This window comes from Rhizobium sp. ZW T2_16 (genome assembly GCF_044987325.1).
Taxonomy (GTDB): Bacteria; Pseudomonadota; Alphaproteobacteria; order Rhizobiales; family Rhizobiaceae; genus Neorhizobium; species Neorhizobium cellulosilyticum.
The window spans coordinates 88,642-106,045 of sequence record NZ_JBJDRG010000006.1; the positions used below are offsets into that span (position 1 = coordinate 88,642).

14 protein-coding genes are annotated in these 17,404 nt (G+C 57.8%); 6 read left to right on the forward strand and 8 right to left on the reverse strand.

Annotated features, from left to right (window positions below; genetic code table 11):
- Window positions 1-15 precede the first annotated feature (15 nt).
- The 3 genes from ACI3K0_RS16680 to ACI3K0_RS16690 are packed head-to-tail and all read right to left on the reverse strand — an operon-like array spanning window position 16 to window position 2,843.
- Window positions 16-825 carry an ABC transporter permease gene (locus ACI3K0_RS16680; RefSeq protein WP_404945702.1) on the reverse strand — a complete coding sequence of 270 codons (810 nt, stop codon included), beginning with the start codon at window positions 823-825 and terminating at the stop codon, window positions 16-18.
- A complete protein-coding gene (locus ACI3K0_RS16685) occupies window positions 818-1,741 on the reverse strand; it encodes an ABC transporter permease (protein WP_404945703.1) in 924 nt (307 codons plus the stop codon). Before ACI3K0_RS16685 ends, ACI3K0_RS16680 begins: the two co-directional genes overlap by 8 nt.
- A 4-nt stretch (window positions 1,742-1,745) precedes the next feature.
- Window positions 1,746-2,843, reverse strand: coding sequence for an ABC transporter ATP-binding protein (locus ACI3K0_RS16690; protein WP_404945704.1), 1,098 nt, complete (start codon window positions 2,841-2,843; stop codon window positions 1,746-1,748).
- A gap of 343 nt (window positions 2,844-3,186) precedes the next feature.
- Between ACI3K0_RS16690 and ACI3K0_RS16695 the strand changes: the two genes are divergently transcribed.
- Entirely contained in the window at window positions 3,187-3,525 is a 339-nt protein-coding gene (locus ACI3K0_RS16695) for a cupin domain-containing protein (protein WP_206823726.1), read from the forward strand.
- Between the two features lie 176 nt (window positions 3,526-3,701).
- On the opposite strand, the gene ACI3K0_RS16700 is transcribed toward ACI3K0_RS16695, so the two are convergent.
- The 4 genes from ACI3K0_RS16700 to uxaC form a co-directional block, all read right to left on the reverse strand.
- Complete coding sequence (locus tag ACI3K0_RS16700; RefSeq protein WP_148145178.1) at window positions 3,702-4,985, reverse strand: TRAP transporter large permease; 1,284 nt, start codon at window positions 4,983-4,985, stop codon at window positions 3,702-3,704.
- Window positions 4,976-5,515 (reverse strand): TRAP transporter small permease, encoded by a 540-nt coding sequence (locus ACI3K0_RS16705; protein WP_148145177.1) that lies wholly within the window; start codon window positions 5,513-5,515, stop codon window positions 4,976-4,978. Before ACI3K0_RS16705 ends, ACI3K0_RS16700 begins: the two co-directional genes overlap by 10 nt.
- A gap of 155 nt (window positions 5,516-5,670) precedes the next feature.
- Complete coding sequence (locus ACI3K0_RS16710) at window positions 5,671-6,657, reverse strand: TRAP transporter substrate-binding protein (RefSeq protein ID WP_148145176.1); 987 nt, start codon at window positions 6,655-6,657, stop codon at window positions 5,671-5,673.
- Window positions 6,658-6,800: 143 nt separating this feature from the next.
- Window positions 6,801-8,210: a glucuronate isomerase gene (gene uxaC, locus ACI3K0_RS16715; protein ID WP_206823725.1), complete on the reverse strand. Its 1,410-nt coding sequence runs from the start codon at window positions 8,208-8,210 to the stop codon at window positions 6,801-6,803.
- Window positions 8,211-9,187: 977 nt separating this feature from the next.
- Between uxaC and ACI3K0_RS16720 the strand changes: the two genes are divergently transcribed.
- The 5 genes from ACI3K0_RS16720 to btsR all read left to right on the forward strand — a co-directional run bounded on the left by ACI3K0_RS16720 (window position 9,188) and on the right by btsR (window position 15,390).
- Window positions 9,188-10,705, forward strand: coding sequence for a mannitol dehydrogenase family protein (locus ACI3K0_RS16720; protein WP_404945705.1), 1,518 nt, complete (start codon window positions 9,188-9,190; stop codon window positions 10,703-10,705).
- 46 nt (window positions 10,706-10,751) lie between these two features.
- The gene (uxuA, locus tag ACI3K0_RS16725; protein ID WP_404945706.1) at window positions 10,752-11,942 is read left to right on the forward strand and encodes a mannonate dehydratase; all 1,191 of its coding nucleotides are present in this window, start codon (window positions 10,752-10,754) and stop codon (window positions 11,940-11,942) included.
- Window positions 11,943-12,052: 110 nt separating this feature from the next.
- Window positions 12,053-12,763, forward strand: coding sequence for a GntR family transcriptional regulator (locus tag ACI3K0_RS16730; protein ID WP_313199508.1), 711 nt, complete (start codon window positions 12,053-12,055; stop codon window positions 12,761-12,763).
- 114 nt (window positions 12,764-12,877) lie between these two features.
- The gene (locus ACI3K0_RS16735) at window positions 12,878-14,395 is read left to right on the forward strand and encodes a UxaA family hydrolase (protein ID WP_148145171.1); all 1,518 of its coding nucleotides are present in this window, start codon (window positions 12,878-12,880) and stop codon (window positions 14,393-14,395) included.
- A 278-nt stretch (window positions 14,396-14,673) separates the two neighbouring features.
- Window positions 14,674-15,390 carry a two-component system response regulator BtsR gene (gene btsR / locus ACI3K0_RS16740; RefSeq protein WP_148145169.1) on the forward strand — a complete coding sequence of 239 codons (717 nt, stop codon included), beginning with the start codon at window positions 14,674-14,676 and terminating at the stop codon, window positions 15,388-15,390.
- A 109-nt stretch (window positions 15,391-15,499) separates the two neighbouring features.
- On the opposite strand, the gene ACI3K0_RS16745 is transcribed toward btsR, so the two are convergent.
- On the reverse strand, window positions 15,500-17,311 hold the full coding sequence (locus tag ACI3K0_RS16745; protein WP_148145168.1) for a carbon starvation protein A: 1,812 nt from the start codon (window positions 17,309-17,311) through the stop codon (window positions 15,500-15,502).
- Window positions 17,312-17,404 lie beyond the last annotated feature (93 nt).

Sequence of the window (17,404 nt, forward strand, 5' to 3'; positions counted from 1 at the left end):
TGTTCCCACTCCTGTTTAATCGGATTTTTCGTTGGATCTGCTGAGGAAGAAGAAGATCGTCACGATCGCCAGCGACAGCAGCAGAAACACTGTCGAGATGGCGTTCATTTCGGGTGTGATGGCACGGCGAAGCTGGCCGAGCATGTAGGTCGGAAGCGTCTCCTGGCCGGCTGACTTGACGAATTCGGTGATGACGATGTCATCTAGGGAGATGACGAAGGACAGCATGAGGCCGGCGAGAATGCCGGGCCAGAGCAGCGGCAAGGTGATGTAGCGGAATACCTTGAAGGGCGTGGCGTAAAGGTCGGCCGCCGCCCGCTCCAGCGCCAAATCCATGTTTTCAAGTCGTGCCCTTATCGGCAGATAGGCGAAGGGAATGCAGAAGGCGGTATGGGCCAGGATGAGGTAGCCGAGGCCGGAATAACCAGTCCAGACCTTTATGCGCGAGAAGAGGATGAGCAGGGCTACGGCGGTGACGATTTCCGGCACCATCAGCGGCATGTTGATGAAGGAATATTTGAAGGTGAGGCCGCGGTAACCGGCCGTTCGCGTGGTGGCGATGGCGGCAAGCGTGGCGACGGCCGTGGCGATGATGGCGGCGATGGCTGCTATCTGGACCGAGCGGATAGCCGCCTCGATGACGAGGTTGTTGTTCCAGGCGGCGACGAACCAGCGGAACGAAAAACCTTCCCAGCGGGCGATCGAGATGCCCGAGTTGAAGGCATAGACGACCAGCGTGAAGATCGGCACGTAAAGCAGGAAAAAGCAGAACATCGCGATCATCGCAAAGCCCGGCTGGACGCGGATGTCGAAGCGTTTACGCATGGCCGCCTCCGGTCTTTCCGGCATTCTTCACGTAATACAGCATGGCGACGAGGACGATGATGACGAGGGTGATGGAGAGTGCTGCTCCAAGCGGCCAGTTGCGGCCCTGGCCGAACTGCAGCTCTATCAGATTACCGACCATCAGGTTCTTGCCGCCGCCGAGAATGCGCGGAATGACATAAGATGACAGAGCCGGAATGAAGACGAGAATGGAGCCGGCGATGATGCCGGGTTTGACCAGTGGGATGATGATCCGCCACAGGACTTTCAGCCGCGTCGCATAGAGATCGTAACCCGCCTCGACGAGGCGGAAGTCGAGCTTTTCGAGGCTGGCATAAAGCGGCAGCACCATCAGCGGCAGGTGTACGTAGACCATGCCGAGCAGGATGGCGAAATCCGTGTAAAGCATCTGGATCGGGGCCGAGATGATGCCGAGCTTCATCAGGATCGTATTGGCCAGACCTTCGTTGCGGATCATCTCCTGGATCGCAAAGCCGCGGATCAGCATGTTGGTCCAGAAGGGGATGGTGATCAGGAAGAGCCAGATCGATCGGTTATGCGGTGCGCGACTGGCGATGAAATAGGCCGTCGGAAAGCCGACGATCAGGCAAAGCACCGTGGTGATGACAGCGAGCTTGGCGCTGCGCCAGAGGATCATCACATGGGCATCCGCCAATGAGATCGTGTCATCGAATATGTCACGCGAAAGAAAGACATTGAACCAGCCCTGGCCTGAAAGCTCCCATTTCACGTCGCCATAGGAGCCGGGCGCCAGCACCGAATAAAGCAGCACGATCAGGAGAGGGCCGACGGAGGCGACGGCAATCAAGACAAGGGCCGGAGCGCTGAGCAGCCAGCGATTGGTAATCTCCTTCTTCTGCGCCGCCGAAGCGGCCTGTCTCGCCCGCTCGGTCATCGTCTCAATCCTTCAGGATCTGTGCTGCGCCTTCGCTGATATTCAGGGACACGGGGTCGCCGGCGGAAAAGCCGATCGGCCCGACCCGATTGTTCTGCTGTCTTATGGTGAAGAGCGATGTGTCGGGCAGCCTGACGCGGATATGGGTGTCGGTGCCGAGATAGGTGAGATCTTCGATTTGGCCATTGAGCATTGCCGTGCTGGACGGTGTGTCGAGCTGCGCATGTTCGGGCCGAATGACGATCGTCACCTTACCTTCCGGCATGAGGTCCACGGGATAGGTGGCGTCCAGCAGGCTCCCATTGAACAGGCGAACTCTGGTCTTGGGGCCATCGATGGAAATCACGTCGGCGGCGAGGAAGTTAGTCTCTCCGATGAAGTCGGCGACGAAGCGCTCTGCCGGGCGATCATAGATTTCCCAGGGCGCCCCGACCTGCCGGACTTCGCCATGGGACATGACGGCAATCCGGTCGGACATGGCGAGTGCTTCTTCCTGATCGTGAGTGACGAAGATGAAGGTGATGCCGGTTTCTGCCTGTACCCGCTTCAGCTCGACCTGCATTTCCTTGCGCAGCTTGTAGTCGAGTGCCGACAATGGCTCGTCGAGAAGCAGGACCTTCGGTTTGGGGGCAAGCGCGCGGGCAAGCGCCACGCGCTGCTGCTGGCCACCGGAGATTTGCATGACCTTGCGGTTGCGCATCGCTTCCATGTGAACCAGCGCCAGCATTTCTTCGACGCGAGCGGCGATCTCGTGCTTTGGCTTGCCCAGCATTTCCAGCCCGAAACCGATATTCTGTGCAACCGTCATATGCGGAAAGAGGGCGTAGTTCTGGAAGACCGTGTTGACTGGGCGCTTGAAGGGCGGCAGCGGGGCTATATCCTCACCATAAAGCAGGATTTCGCCGTCTGTCGGAAAGTCGAAACCGGCGATCAGCCGCAGAAGCGTTGTCTTGCCGCAGCCCGATGGTCCCAGAAGGGTGAAAAACTCGTTTTGCCTTATATTCAGGAAAATATTGCTGAGGGCGGTGACCTGACCGGCGCCGTCACCATAAACACGGCCCACGCCCCTGACTTCGATTGCAAGTTCCTGCTGTTTTCTCAAGCACGCCTCACATTTCGTTGCTCGTCATTGCAACTCCAGACAGCATTTCATGTCAAATTGTCGCGGGCAAGCCGCGTTTGCGACACTCGGGAAATAATCAAGCAAACCCCATGCCAGCGGTCGGACGCGAGTTGGAAATCGGCCGATCTCTCTGTGCGATAGAAATGAGAGAGGTCTGCGGGAGATGGCTTGAAAGACGCGAGCGGAAGATCGATGACAACGGATATAGCCATATTAAAACAATGGCTTGTGTTTCGTCATTTCTAGTCGGGGCAGCGGTTGTTGTAGGCTCTGCGACATGTATTATCGCAAGGCAAAAGTGCATTTTCAGGTGAGGACAATAATGGTAGCGAGCGATTTTTTTGTTTCGGCGGACAACGCCGATTGGGTAAATCCGGAGCCCGGCGTTAGGCGCCGCATCATGACCTATCTGCCGGAGATGATGATGGTGGAGGTTGTGTTCGAGAAGGGGGCGATCGGCTCGAAACATTCTCATCCGCATATCCAGGCAAGCTATGTCGCAGAGGGCAGTTTCGAAGTCACGATCGATGGTCGGACGGAAGTGCTGAACAAGGGCGGCAGCTTCATCGTGCCGCCGGATTTGGTCCATGGCGTCAAGGCGCTGGAGGCCGGTCGTTTGATCGACGTTTTCAACCCGCATCGTGCCGAATTTCTGAAGTAATGTTTCTCGGCCGCGGTTGCGGTTGAAGCCAATAAAAGCCGGTCGCATCGTTGCGGCCGGCTTTTGTTTTGCGGTGATGTTTGAGCCTTCACGAGCGCCCCGGTCGGGACCAGATTGAACGAAAAAGCGCCCGGTGGAAGCCGGGCGCTGGATTTTCGAGCTGCGGGCTGTTGCTTTTAGTGCATCAGCAGGCGTGGCAGCCACATGGAGAACATCGGCACATAGGTGACCAATGCCATGGCGAGGAAGAGTGCGCTGTAGAAAGGCAGAATGGACTTCATGACTTCGCCGACAGAGATTTCACCGATGGCGCAGCCGATGAACTGCGTGGTGCCGACCGGCGGCGTGTTGAGGCCAAGTGCGCAGTTGAGCAGCATCACCATGCCGAACTGCACCGGGTCCATGCCATACTGCATGGCAATCGGCAGGAAGATCGGCGTGCAGATCAGGATGGTCGAGGCCATGTCCATGAACGTGCCGAGCAGGAACAGGATGATGTTGATCATCAGGAAGATGACGATCGGGTTGGTCGAAATGTGGCTCATCAACTCACCGGTCATATCGGCAACGCCGTAAAGACCCATGAGATACTGGAACATGGTCGACACGCCGATCAACAGCAGGACGATACCGGTCGTTTTGACCGTCTTGGCTGCTGCCGCAAGGAATGCCTCCCAGGTCATCGTGCGATAGATGAAGAAGGTCAGAAGCATCGTGTAGATCACGGCGATGGAAGCGGATTCCGTCGCGGTGAAAATGCCCGAGATGATACCGCCGAGGATGATCACCACGATCAACATGCCAGGTGCTGCTGCTGCAAGCGAGCGCATGACGATGTGCCAGCCGGGGAAGGTGCCTGCCGGGTAACCGCGTTTTCTTGCGACGTAATAGGCTGCACCGAGGTTACAGACCATCAGAAGCAGTGCAGGCATAATGCCGGCTGCGATCAGGGCGCCGATCGATGCCTTGCCGCTGGCGGCCAGTGCATAGATGATCATGTTATGGCTGGTCGGCATCAGCGCGCCAACCAGAGCGGCGTGCGTCGTGACGTTGACCGCATAGTCGGCGTCATAACCTTCCTTCTTCATCATCGGGATCATGACGGCGCCCATGGCCGATACGTCGGCAACGGGGGAGCCGGCGACACCGCCGAAGAGGGTGCAGGCAACGACGTTCGACATGCCGAGGCCGCCGCGAACATGGCCGACCATGGCCTTGGCTGCATTGACGATCTTGTCGGCAACGCCGCCATGCAGCATCAATTCACCGGAGAAAATGAAGAAAGGAATGGCGAGAAACGAAAATACGTTCATGCCCGCCATCATCTGCTGGAAGCCGACGGCGATCGGAAGACCTTCATAAAGAATGGTGCAAAGCGCCGACAGGCCGATCGCAAAAGCAACCGGGATCCCCGCGATGAGGAAGCCGACAAAAGTGATACAAAGAATGGTTAGTGCCATGACGGTACGACCTCCGCCTTACGGAAAATGGCCAGGATATGTTCGATTGAAAACATGATGATCAGGACGCCCGAAACCGCGAGCGGAATGTAGCGCACGGCTTCTGTCACATGGAGATTGGGCATCAGGTAGGGAGCGACCGACCAGCCGAGGATCCAGCCATTATAGGCCATGGCGGCACCGAACAGGCAGATGGCGATGTAGATGACCAGCTCTACATAACGCTGCATATATTGCGGCAGGAGAACGGTCAGCGAATCGAGAGCAATGTGACCGGCATCGCGAACGCCAACGGCGGCCCCGATCATGGTGACATAGAGAATGAGGACGATTGCGAGGTTTTCCGTCCAGCTGGGCGAGTCGTTCAGCACGTAACGGCCGAAGACCTGGTAAAAGACGACGGCCACAAGCGTCAGCAGACCGGAAATGGCCAGGATCATGCCGATCTTGGCAAGCGGTGCGTTGATGCTCGTCAGCCAGCCAGTCATCGCAGGTGGATGAGCGGCTTCAGATTTGCTGTGAGTGTTCATATTATCCCCCGGGCGCACCCGCCCGAATACCTGGCTCGGTCTTCGGAGTGTACGATGCGCGGTGTCTTGAGGTTTGTAGTGCCCGGCGCCTCTTATCCGGCGTGCAGGCTTTGGAGGAGGAAGCAGCTCCGGTCTGAAGCTGCTTCCTTCATGGTTTACTTGGTTGCCTGGATCCGCTTGACGAGGTCCTGAAGTTCAGGCGTCTTGGCGAACTGGTCGTAGACAGGCTTCATCGCATCGACGAATTCCTGCTTATCATTGACGTCCTCGATAATGCTGCCGGCCTTTTCGACGATTTCCTTCGAAGTGGCTTCGCGTGCATCCCAGAGACGGCGCTGTTCAACCACCGAGTCCTTGGCTGCCTGACGGATCAGAGCCTGGTCTTCCGGCGGCAGCTTGTCCCAAATCGGCTTGGAGAAGAGCAGCAGTTCCGGCACCATGGCATGTTCGGTACGGGTGTAATACTTGGCTGCTTCGTAATGGTGGGACGATTCATAGGACGGGTAGTTGTTCTCGGCGGCATCGATGATGCCGGTCTTCAGGCCGGTATAGACTTCGCCCATCGGCATCGGCGTTGCGTTGGCACCGAGAGCCTGAACCATTGCGACGAACATGTCGGACTGCTGGACGCGGATCTTCATGTTGTGAAGGTCGGCAAGCGTTTTGATCGGCTTTTTGGTGTACATCGAGCGTGCGCCGCTGTCGTAGAAGGCAAGGCCGACCATGCCCTGCTTCTCAAGTGCCTTCAGGACTTGTTCACCGATCGGGCCATCAAGCACGGCGCGTTCATGGGCCGTCGAGCGGAAGATGAAAGGCATCGAGATGACGATGGTTTCCGGCACCATGTTGTTGACCACGGCGGCGCTGATGCGCAGCATGTCGAGGCCGCCGATGCGCAGCTGTTCGATGGTGCCGCGTTCGTCACCCAGTGCGCCGTTCGGGAAGACCTTGACGCCGAGGCGACCGTTGGTGCGCTCGGACAGGATCTTGCCCATATACATGGCGCCCTGAACTGTCGGATAGTCATTCGGGTGAATGTCGGCCGACCTGAAGTCGCGAGACATAGCCGGAGACGCAAGAAGGACACCTGCTGCCCCGGCAGCCAGGAGCATCGTGCGGATCGCCTTGAAAGTTGGTTTCATTCGTATTTCCTCCATTAATAAATGATTTAATCAGAAATCTGGCCAGCCGGACCCGGTGCCGGAAATGGATGCTGTTGCTCCATTCCCGGCTTTCCGGAAGCCAGTTTTGATAGTCTCCTCAAGCCGACGCCTTTAAGCGTCGGTCAGAGCCGATACGCTTTTTTCGCAAGCGTATAGGCAAGCTCCGTGGCAAGCTCGAAAGCTTCTTCTTCCCTGAGCCTGTGTTCGCTGACGAGTCGCGCCAGGAAAGCGCAATCCACCCGTCGAGCAACGTCGTGGCGCGCCGGTATGGACGGGAAGGCGCGCGTATCGTCATTGAAGCCGACGGTGTTGTAGAAACCGGCGGTTTCAGTGGTCATCTCGCGGAAGCGCCGCATGCCTTCCGGACTGTCGTGGAACCACCATGCGGGGCCAAGCCTCAGCGCCGGATAGGCGCCTGCGAGCGGAGCCAGTTCGCGGGCATAGGACGTTTCGTCGAGCGTGAAGAGCACGACGGTCAGGTCGCGCTCCGCGCCGACGGCATCGAGCAACGGCTTCAGGGCGCTGACATAGTCGGTGCGGCCCGGAATATCGAAGCCCATGTCGCGGCCATGATTGGCGAACACGGTCGGCGAATGGTTGCGCCTGGAACCCGGGTGGATCTGCAGCACAAGCCCGTCGTCGAGGCTCATCTTGGCCATTTCCGTTAGCATCTGGCCGCGGAACAGCTTGTGATCATCCGCATCGGACTTGCCCGCGCGGATCCGGTTGAACAGCGCTGCAGCTTCCTGGTCCGACAGGTTGGCGGTATCGGCTGTAGCGTGACCATGGTCCGACGACGTAGCGCCGAAGGACTTGAAATAGGCACGGCGTTTCCGGTGAGCGGCGAGATAGCCCGTCCACGAACCAGTGTCCTCGCCCGTCATGTCGCCCAGCTGGTCGAGATTGGCGGAGAAGCCCTCGAAGTCCGGGTCGACCACGGCATCAGGCCGATAGGCGGTAACCACACGCCCGTCCCAGCCGCTGTCGCGGATCGCCTTGTGCCAGCGGAGGTCGTCGAGAGCGCCTTCGGTGGTTGCGATGACTTCGATGTTGAACCGCTTGAAGAGTGCGCGAGGCCGATATTCCGGCAGGGCGAGTTTCTCGGCGATCTGGTCGTAGCTCTTGTCCGCAGTCTTTGCCGTGAGCGGTTCATCGATGCCAAACAGGTTGGAAAGGACGAAGTCCATCCACTGACGTGTCGGCGTACCGCGGAAAAGATAATAGTTTTCAGCGAAAAGCCGCCAGATCCGGCGACCATCGGTTTCCACGGTCGAGCCGTCGAGGCGGCGTACGCCAAGATCCTCGAGGCGGATACCCTGGCTGAAGAGCATCCGGAAAATGTAATGATCCGGAACGATCAGAAGCTGAGCCGGATCCGGAAATGGTTCATCCAGTGCATACCATTTGGGATCGGTATGGCCATGAGGGCTTATGATCGGAAGATCCGAGACAGTTTTGTAAAGTGCTTGAGCAATAGAGCGAATACTGTTTTCGGCCGGAAATAAAACGTCAGAATGTATAAGTGATTTCATTGGGGAGCCGACCTCCTTTCGACAACATCAACGCTAGATTGCTGTGAATTGGGATGTCAATGATCTCGTTGCAGCAATGTACAGGTCGCATTTCTTGATTTTCGTCAATTCTTGCGAACGTCTTTTTTGCGGGAAATCCGCATTGAATCATGGTCATAAAATCCCTATCGGCGGTGTCCAAAAAATCGCGAAAATCGGTTTCATGCCAGATTGGGTGTGCGAAATTGTCGCAGGTACTTGTCGTGTCCAGTCGAAGGTGTCGCAGCTTTTTCCTGGGGCCGGAGATTGGTTTTCCTGCGTTTGGAAAATTCGAGTTGAGGGGATTTTTTCACGGCTGGTTCGCGGAAACATCATTTGGCGAATTGGATAGGTGTTGAGGTGGCTTTCGCCTCGGTCCCATGAAAAACCAGGCGGCAGCGAACGGCAATTTTATACATCTCACTGATAATTATAATTAAATCTCGCAGCCCGTGACAAATGTCAATTTCAGGGTGCCTTTCAAAATGTCGCACGCTCGTTATGAATTTTGCTATTCAAGTTCACCCATATGGTAGTATACGTATATGGTAGTGAGGATCGAGGATGAGGGAACGCGGCTGGTGTGACTACGGTAGTGCATGGATTTCGAGGTCAGAAAATATAGAAGCTGCTGGTTTTGAGGCCTGGTCCACCGGCATATGCATCGGCTGACCATCGACATGGTCAGCGAGAAGATAGTGGTTGCTGCCGTGCTTCGTTCGGTACGGTGTCAGGTCACCATGGCTCGTTATTCATTGGTTCATTTTGAGTGAAGGTCGAAGCTTGCAGGGGCGTCGTGCCGTGTAGTCGGGCGATTTGTCTGTTACATGAGATGCACGTAAAAAGTGTAATTTTGAGACGGAAAACCCGAGGCTTTATTGTGCCTGCAAGGACTGCCGAAAGACATTGAGTTACGTTTGACGCCCCGTATCTCCTCCTGAGATATCCGAGGATTTTTCATGACTAGCAATTTGAGGAATGATGTTGTCCCGAAACGTCTGGGCAATGCCGCGCTGGCCGGCCTTCCGGATGCAGTCGAGCGTCCGACCTATGACCGCGAGGCGGTCTCCGCCGGCATCGTGCATATCGGTCTTGGAGCTTTCTGCCGTGCCCATGCCATGGTCTACACGGATGACGTTCTGCAGGCCGGGGCGACGGACTGGGGTATTATCGGAGTGTGCCTCATGTCGCCCGCCATGCGGGACGCCCTGAAACCACAGGATGGACTTTACACGCTGCTAAGCCGTGACAATGACACGGATGTGCTGCGCATCATCGGGTCCATCCTTGATGTGATGGTGACGGCGGAGCAGAAGTCCGAAGTTTTCGAGCTGCTCTGCAGGCCGGAGATTCGTATCGTGACGCTGACGGTCACGGAAAAGGGATATTGCCTGGACGGTGCGACCGGCGGCCTTGATGAAACACATCCGGCAGTCGTTGCGGATCTCGCCAATCCCACAAATCCGCGAAGTGTTCCCGGCTTCCTGACTGAAGCGCTTCGCCTGCGGCGTGCGGCAGGGCAGGCGCCTTTTACGGTTCTGGTTTGTGATAATCTGGCGCAGAATGGAATCAAAGTTCGCAACGCGGTAACCCGCTTTGCCTCGCTCCGGGATGAAGAGCTGGGGCAGTTCATCTCGCAGAACGTCGCCTTTCCTTGCACGATGGTTGACCGGATCACGCCCGCTACGCAGGACGCCGATCGGCAGAAGGTCGCGAATGGTCTTGGGATCGTGGATGCTTGGCCGGTTGTTACCGAGCCTTTCCGCCAGTGGGTCGTGGAGGATCATTTTCCGCTGGGAAGACCGGATTGGGAAAGAGCCGGTGCAATCATGGCCGAGGATGTTCTTCCCTATGAGTTGATGAAACTGCGCTGCCTCAACGGGTCTCATTCGACGCTTGCCTATCTCTCGGTGATCGCCGGTATCGAAGCGATCGCTGACGCCATGATGGACGAGGATCTGCCCAAGGTGATCCGCCGATTGTGGGACGAGGATCTGATCCGCACCCTGCCGCCGGTTCCGGGGACCGATGTCGTGGCTTACACCCATGACCTTGAAGCGCGGTTCCGTAATACGGGCGTACGCCATCTGACCCTGCAGATTTCCTGGGATGGATCGCAAAAGCTTCCGCCGCGACTGCTGGAAGCCGCCGTCGAACTTTATTCTTCCGGTCGAGATCCGAAGGCCATTCCGCTGACCGTTGCGGCGTGGATGAGGTTTCTTTCGGGCAGGAATGAGCTCGGACTGGATTATGTCGTCACCGATCCGCATGCGGCGCGGTTGACAAGCATTGCCAAGGATGCCGGCGCTGATGCCGTCAAGCTGGCCAATGCCCTTTTCGACATTCGCGAAATCTTCGGAGACGTGCTGCCCGCCAATGCGCATTTCCGAGCCGAAGTCACCAAACATTTATCGAGCCTGATGAGCCGTGGGGTCCGCAAAACCCTGAGAGCTTTCCTGGGCGAAGCTGAAGCCTGAAGCGTGCAGCTTAGGGCGATACATAATTAGGGTAGGAGAATACCAAATGGAACAGACATGGCGTTGGTTCGGCCCGGATGATCCGGTGAGCCTGGAAAAGATTCGCCAGGCGGGTGCGACCGGCATCGTCACTGCTCTTCATCACATGAACCAGGGTGGCGTCTGGCCGTCTGACGAAATCGCCAAACGTAAGGCCGAAGTCGAGGCCGCGGGCCTGACGTGGTCGGTAGTGGAAAGCATCGGGGTCGGTGAAGAGATCAAGACCCGCAGCGGCAATTACCGGGAGAAGATCGACAACTACCAGCAATCGATCCGCAATGTCGCCCGTTCCGGCGTGAAGGTGATCTGCTACAATTTCATGGTGATCACCGACTGGAGCCGTACCAATCTGATGTACCGGCTGCCGAATGGCGGTTATGCGCTTCGTTACGACAGCGTCGATTTTGCCGCCTATGATCTCTTTGTTCTTGGCCGAACCGGGGCCGAGGCATCCTATTCGGCTGAACAATTCGCTGCCGCTAAGGCCCGGTTCGAGGCCATGGACGAGGCAAAGATTTCGGAACTGGAACGGAACCTTATCGACTGGCTGCCGGCGCGCGACTTTGCCTATACGCGCTCCACGTTCAAGGAGATGCTCGAACTCTACCAGCAGATCGGGGTCGAGGATCTTCGCGCCAATCTGATCGAATTCCTGCGTGAGATCACGCCGGTGGCGGAAGAGGAAGGTGCACGGCTGTGTATCCATCCCGACGATCCGGCTTTCCCGATTTTCGGTCTTCCCCGTGTTCTGTCCACTACGGATGATGTGCGCGCGTTATTCAGAGGCGTTCCCCAGGATGCCTGCGGCCTGACGTTGTGCACCGGCTCTTTCGGGTCCAACCCGAAGAACGATCTGGTGGCCATGGCGAAGGAATTCGCGCCGCGCATCCACTTTGCTCATTTGCGCAATACGACCCGCGAGCCGGACGGGTCCTTCTACGAGGCAGATCATCTCGGCGGCGATACGGATCTCGTTGCAGTGACGGCGGCTCTGATGGCGGAAGAAGACCGTCGTGCTTCGATTGGTCATCCGGTGCCACAGATTCCGATGCGCCCTGATCACGGACATCTTCTGGGTGACGATATCGGCCAGAAATCCAATCCCGGTTACTCTTTTGTCGGCCGTCTCAAAGGATTGGCGGAGCTTCGGGGCGTCATGCAGACGGTGCAGGCTTTCAGGGAGGGGCGCGTGGCATAACAGACAGAGTAGTTTCGCAGCCTGCAACGGCATCAATGTTGCCGATACGTCGGAAATCTCGCAAAAGAGGATAACTCGCCCTGACTGCAACAAAGAAGATGAGTGACTGAATGGTGGATCGCAGCCGTTCCCGTTTGACGAGCCAGGTGTTCGACAAGATCCGGGAAGATATCGTATGCGGCCGTCTTGCTCCGGACGCCCCCTTGTCCGAGGCCGACCTTTGCCAGCAGCTGGAAGTGAGCCGGACGCCTGTGCGCGAGGCACTTATCAAGCTTGCCGAAGAAGAGCTGGTCGTTATCTATCCGCATTTCGGGACGTTCGTTGCGCCGATTTCGCTCGAAGCCGTCACGGTTGGGCAGTATATTCGCGAGAAGCTGGAATGCGCACTTGTCGAGGATGCGATCAAACGCATGGATGACGATGGGCGCGAACGCATTCGCGCCAACTTGCGAGAGCAGGCTGCAGTGGTCGGAAACGGTGACGCGTTCTACAGGCTCGACAACGTCTTCCATGCCCTCATCGCCGAACTCAGCGGCTATGCTGGCGCGTGGAATGCGATCTTGCGGGCCAAGACACAGCTCGATCGCGTGCGATATCTGACGACGCAGGACAGCGACCGGATGGCCGTCACCCTGATCGAACACCAGATGATCGCAGACGCGATGATTGCAGGTGATGTCGATGTTACGGTGGCCCACATGCGTTCTCACCTTCGAACCGTTTTCGGGCATCTCGATGGCCTCGGGCTGGACGATCCCCGGCCTCGCCTGCCGTCCCGCAAGCGCGGTGGCAGAGGCAATTCGACAGCACAGGACGCCTGACGCAATCTCAGTCTGAAGGCTGAGGCAGGCGACAATTTAAAGACTTCGATGCATGGCCTGGAGACCGGCCGGCAATGCACCCGGCATGGAAGCCGGATCAGGAGAAAGATAGCTATGATCAAGAACAGCATTTGCCTTCATCCCGCCGACAATATCGAGATCGCATTGCGCGATCTCAAAGCTGGCGACATCCTGACGACAAGCGGTGTCGCGACCGGCCAGGCCATTGCGCGCGGACACAAGATTGCGACCGCTGCAATTCCCGCCGGCGGCAATGTATTGCGCTACGGACAGATCATCGGCCAGGCCAAGGTCGACATCGCCGCCGGCGATCATATTCATGTCCACAACCTGGGCATGGGCGAGCATGCGCAGGATTACGCGTTCGCCAGCGCCAACACGCCTTTGCCGGCTGCCACCGAAGCGCGGACGTTCATGGGTTACAAGCGGGCGGACGGCAAGGTTGGTACCCGCAACTATATCGGTATCCTGACGACGGTGAACTGTTCCGGTTCGGTCGCCCGTTTCATCACGGAAGCGGCCGAGAAATCGGGTTTTCTCGATGCGTTTCCGAATGTCGACGGTATCGTGCCGATCTCGCATGGTACCGGTTGCGGAATGTCGACCGATGGCGAAGGCTATGCCACGCTGTTTCGCACGCTTTCCGGTTATGCGCAGAACCCCAATTTCGGCGGCATCCTTCTCGTCGGTCTCGGCTGTGAAGTCATGCAGATCCCGGATCTGGTCGGTGGCCGTCGCATCCGCCAGGACGGTATGCTGCGTTACATGACGATCCAGCAGGAAGGCGGTACGCGCAAGACGATCGAAAGAGGTCTGGAAGAATTGCGCGGTGTTGCCGAGTTCGCCAATCGCACGACGCGCACGCCTGCTCCGGTTTCGGAAATCACCATCGGCATGCAGTGCGGCGGTTCGGACGGCTACTCGGGTATTACCGCCAATCCGGCGCTCGGTTACGCCTCTGACCTTCTCGTCCGGCATGGCGGTACGACCATTCTTTCCGAGACGTCCGAAGTCTATGGCGCCGAACATCTTCTGACGCGCCGTGCCGAAACGGCGGAGATCGGCAACAAGCTGATCGAGCGGTTGAAGTGGTGGGAAGACTATTGCGCCCGCAATGGCGGTGAGATGGACAACAATCCGTCCCCCGGCAACAAGAAGGGCGGGTTGACGACGATCCTTGAAAAATCGCTCGGTGCTGTCGCCAAGGGCGGTACAGCTCCGCTGCTCGGTGTCTACAAGTTCGGCGAGAAGATCGACCGCAAGGGCTTCGTGTTCATGGACAGCCCCGGTTTCGATCCGTGCTCGGTGACCGGACAGGTTGCATCGGGTGCCAACCTGATCGTCTTTACTACCGGCCGCGGTTCGGTTTCCGGCTACAAGCCGACACCCTGCATCAAGATCTCGACCAATTCCGAGATGTATGAGCGGATGAAGGACGACATGGACCTCAACTGCGGCGATATCGTCACGCAAGGGGTGACTATCGAGGAAAAAGGCAAAGAGCTTTTCGAGCTGATCATCCGGGTTGCATCGGGCGAACAGACCAAGAGCGAGGAGCTGGGTTATGGCGGTGCGGAATTCGTGCCGTGGCAGATCGGCGCCGTGATGTAACGGTTTTATCAGGCCGGCTGAGGTGGTGGTTCTCAAAAACAACGCCGCCCGTTGCGACCGGTTAATTTAATGGCCCGGTGTTTATTTCATCGGGCCATTTTCCGTTTCCTGCCGACAAGCGGAGGCATGGTGGTTTGGGACAGGCCTTGGCGGATCGCCGGTCGTTGATCTGCCGCAAGGTTGACATGCTTGCGGCCAATTACGACTTTGCTGCGACATTCCGTACACCGGCGGTGTCAGTTAAGAGCATGTTCTTTCCCGCTGGATGACTTGAGCGCATGAGAGTTCTGATCGTAGACGACGAGACCCTGGCACGTGATGAGCTGAAATCACTCATCGCGGAAGAGAGCGATATCGAAATCGTCGGCGAATGCGCCAATGCGATCGAAGGGATTGCGGCGATCAACCGGCTGTCACCGGAGATCATGTTTCTCGACATTCACATGCCGCAGGTCACCGGGCTGGAAATGCTCAGGATGATCGATCCCGAAAGGATGCCGCGTGTCGTGTTTCTCACCGCCTATGAGGAATATGCGGTGCGGGCCTTCGAGGAGAATGCCTTCGATTACCTGTTGAAGCCGATCCAGGAGGAGCGGCTGCAGAAGACGCTGGCGCGTCTTCGCAAGACGACTTCGGACCAGCGGGAAAAGCTGCTTGATGTTGCGCCGCCGCTGCGCCATATCCCATGCACCGGCCTTAACCGGATACGGCTGATGAAGCTCGAAGAGGTCGAGGCGATCTTTTCAAAGCCCGGCGGTATCTATGTGCTCGGCAATGACGGGCATGAGCATTTTACCGAACTGACCTTGCGGACGCTGGAAGAGCGGACACGGCTTATCCGCTGTCATCGCCAGTACATGGTCAATCCGGAGCATATCAAGGATATCGCGCTTGGCGAAAACGGCGTTGCCAATATCCTGACCCTTGGCGGGCGCTCCATTCCTGTCAGCCGGCGGTTTCTCGGGCCGTTGAAGGAACAGCTCGGCATCCTCTGACGCTGACGATCCCCGACACTATATTATGCACGTCCTAAAAATTCGAACCGGGCGCATGTGGGTTTCACATGCGCCCGGTTCCGGCTCGGGAGGAATTTTGGAGAGCCGTTTATTCGGCCGGTGTACCGAGATATTTCTCGGTTCCACCCGCTCTGTTGGTGCGAAGCATGTCCTTCCACTTGAAGATCGCGGTGACGAGGATGATGACACCCAGCGCCATCATGATCATCGAAAGCACGGCGTTGATGGGGTTGTAGCCCTTGGCTGCTTCGTTGAGATAGACATTGGCGATCATCCAATAGCCTGCATAGTTCACTGTCACGAACAGGTAGGCGAGCGGGATGAGGCAAGTCAGCACATAGATCCGCTTGGCCGAGAGCCGCAGGATGATGGTTGCGCCGATGGTGAGGCCGAGCGAGGCCATCATCTGGTTCGACACGCCGAACAGGGCCCAGACCGAGTTGATATCGCCCGAATTCAGGAGATAACCCCAGAGAAGGCAGGCGACGACGCTGGCGAAGATCGAGCCGGGCAGCCAGTTGATCTGCTTCATCGGAGCCCAGAGATCACCGAGGATGTCCTGGATCAGATAGCGGGCGACGCGGGTTCCCGAGTCGATCGCGGTCAGGATGAAGACGGCTTCGAACATGATGACGAACTGGAAGAAGTAGGCAGCCAGTGTCTTGAACCAGGGAATGCTGGTGAAGATCTCCGTCATGCCGACGGCGAGCGTCACGGCGCCACCGGTACGGCCGGCGAGGTCCATGCCGATCGACTGTTCAAGGCGGGGCAGATCCTGAACGGTCATGCCGAGCTTGGCGAAGACTTCCGGCGAGGCATTGATGGCGAAGTAGTCGGCCATCGGAAGTGCTGTTGCGGCGATCAGGGCGAGCACGGCAACCAGGCATTCGACCAGCATCATGCCGAAGGCGACGGGGCGGATGTCGCTCCACTTATCGACCAGCTTGGGCGTGGTGCCCGAGCCGATGAAGGCGTGGAAACCCGAGATCGCGCCACATGCAATGGTGATCGAGATGAAGGGCCATACCGGGCCGGCCAGAACCGGGCCGCCGCCATGGATGAATTCGGTCAGGGCCGGCATCTTGATTTCAGGGTTGATGATGACAACGCCGACGACAAGGGCGGCGAAGACGCCGATCTTGAGGAAGCTCGAGAGATAACCGCGCGGGGTCAGGAGCAGCCAGACCGGCAGCGCGCTGGCGAGGAAGGCATAGATCGGCAGCATGATGCCGAGCGTATCGTAGTGGAAGGTGAACCACTGGCCGAGTGCCGATTCCTGGACATAGGGGCCGGCGAAGACCGAGGCGAGAATGGCGGCAAGGCCGACATAGGTTGCTATCTTGCCGTTGCCGCCCATCTTCTCATAAAGGCCGACGATCATGGCGATCGGGATGGTCATGAAGACGGCGAACGTGCCCCAGGGGTTGCGTTCCAATGCATGGACCACGACCATCGAAAGGCCTGCCATGGTGATGGTGATGATGAACAGCATCGCAAGACCGGTGCACCAGCCGGCGACCGGGCCAAGTTCCGCCTTGGCGACTTCCGACAGCGACGAGCCCTTGTGCTTCATCGAGGCGAAAAGCACGACCGTGTCATGCACCGCGCCGCCGATGACGCAGCCGACGAGAAGCCAGATCAGGCCGGGCAGATAACCGTATTGGGCGGCAAGAACCGGCCCGACAAGCGGGCCGGCGGCGGCGATGGCCGCAAAGTGCTGGCCGGCATTCACCCACTTCTTGGTGGGTACGTAATTGCGTCCATCCGCCAGCGAGTGCGATGGAGTGGTTTCGGCGTCGTTGATGCCAAGCACCTTGCGGACAAAGAAGATACCGTAGAAGCGGTAGCAGATGGCAAGGATGCAGGCCGACCCGATGACAATCGATAAAGCATTGCTCATGGTACGTCCTCCGTAAGAATGACGTCACGCTTACACGCGCGTGTAAGAAGCGGGAGTGGGTGTTTCGGCCAGCGGCGTCATCGCGGCGCGAGC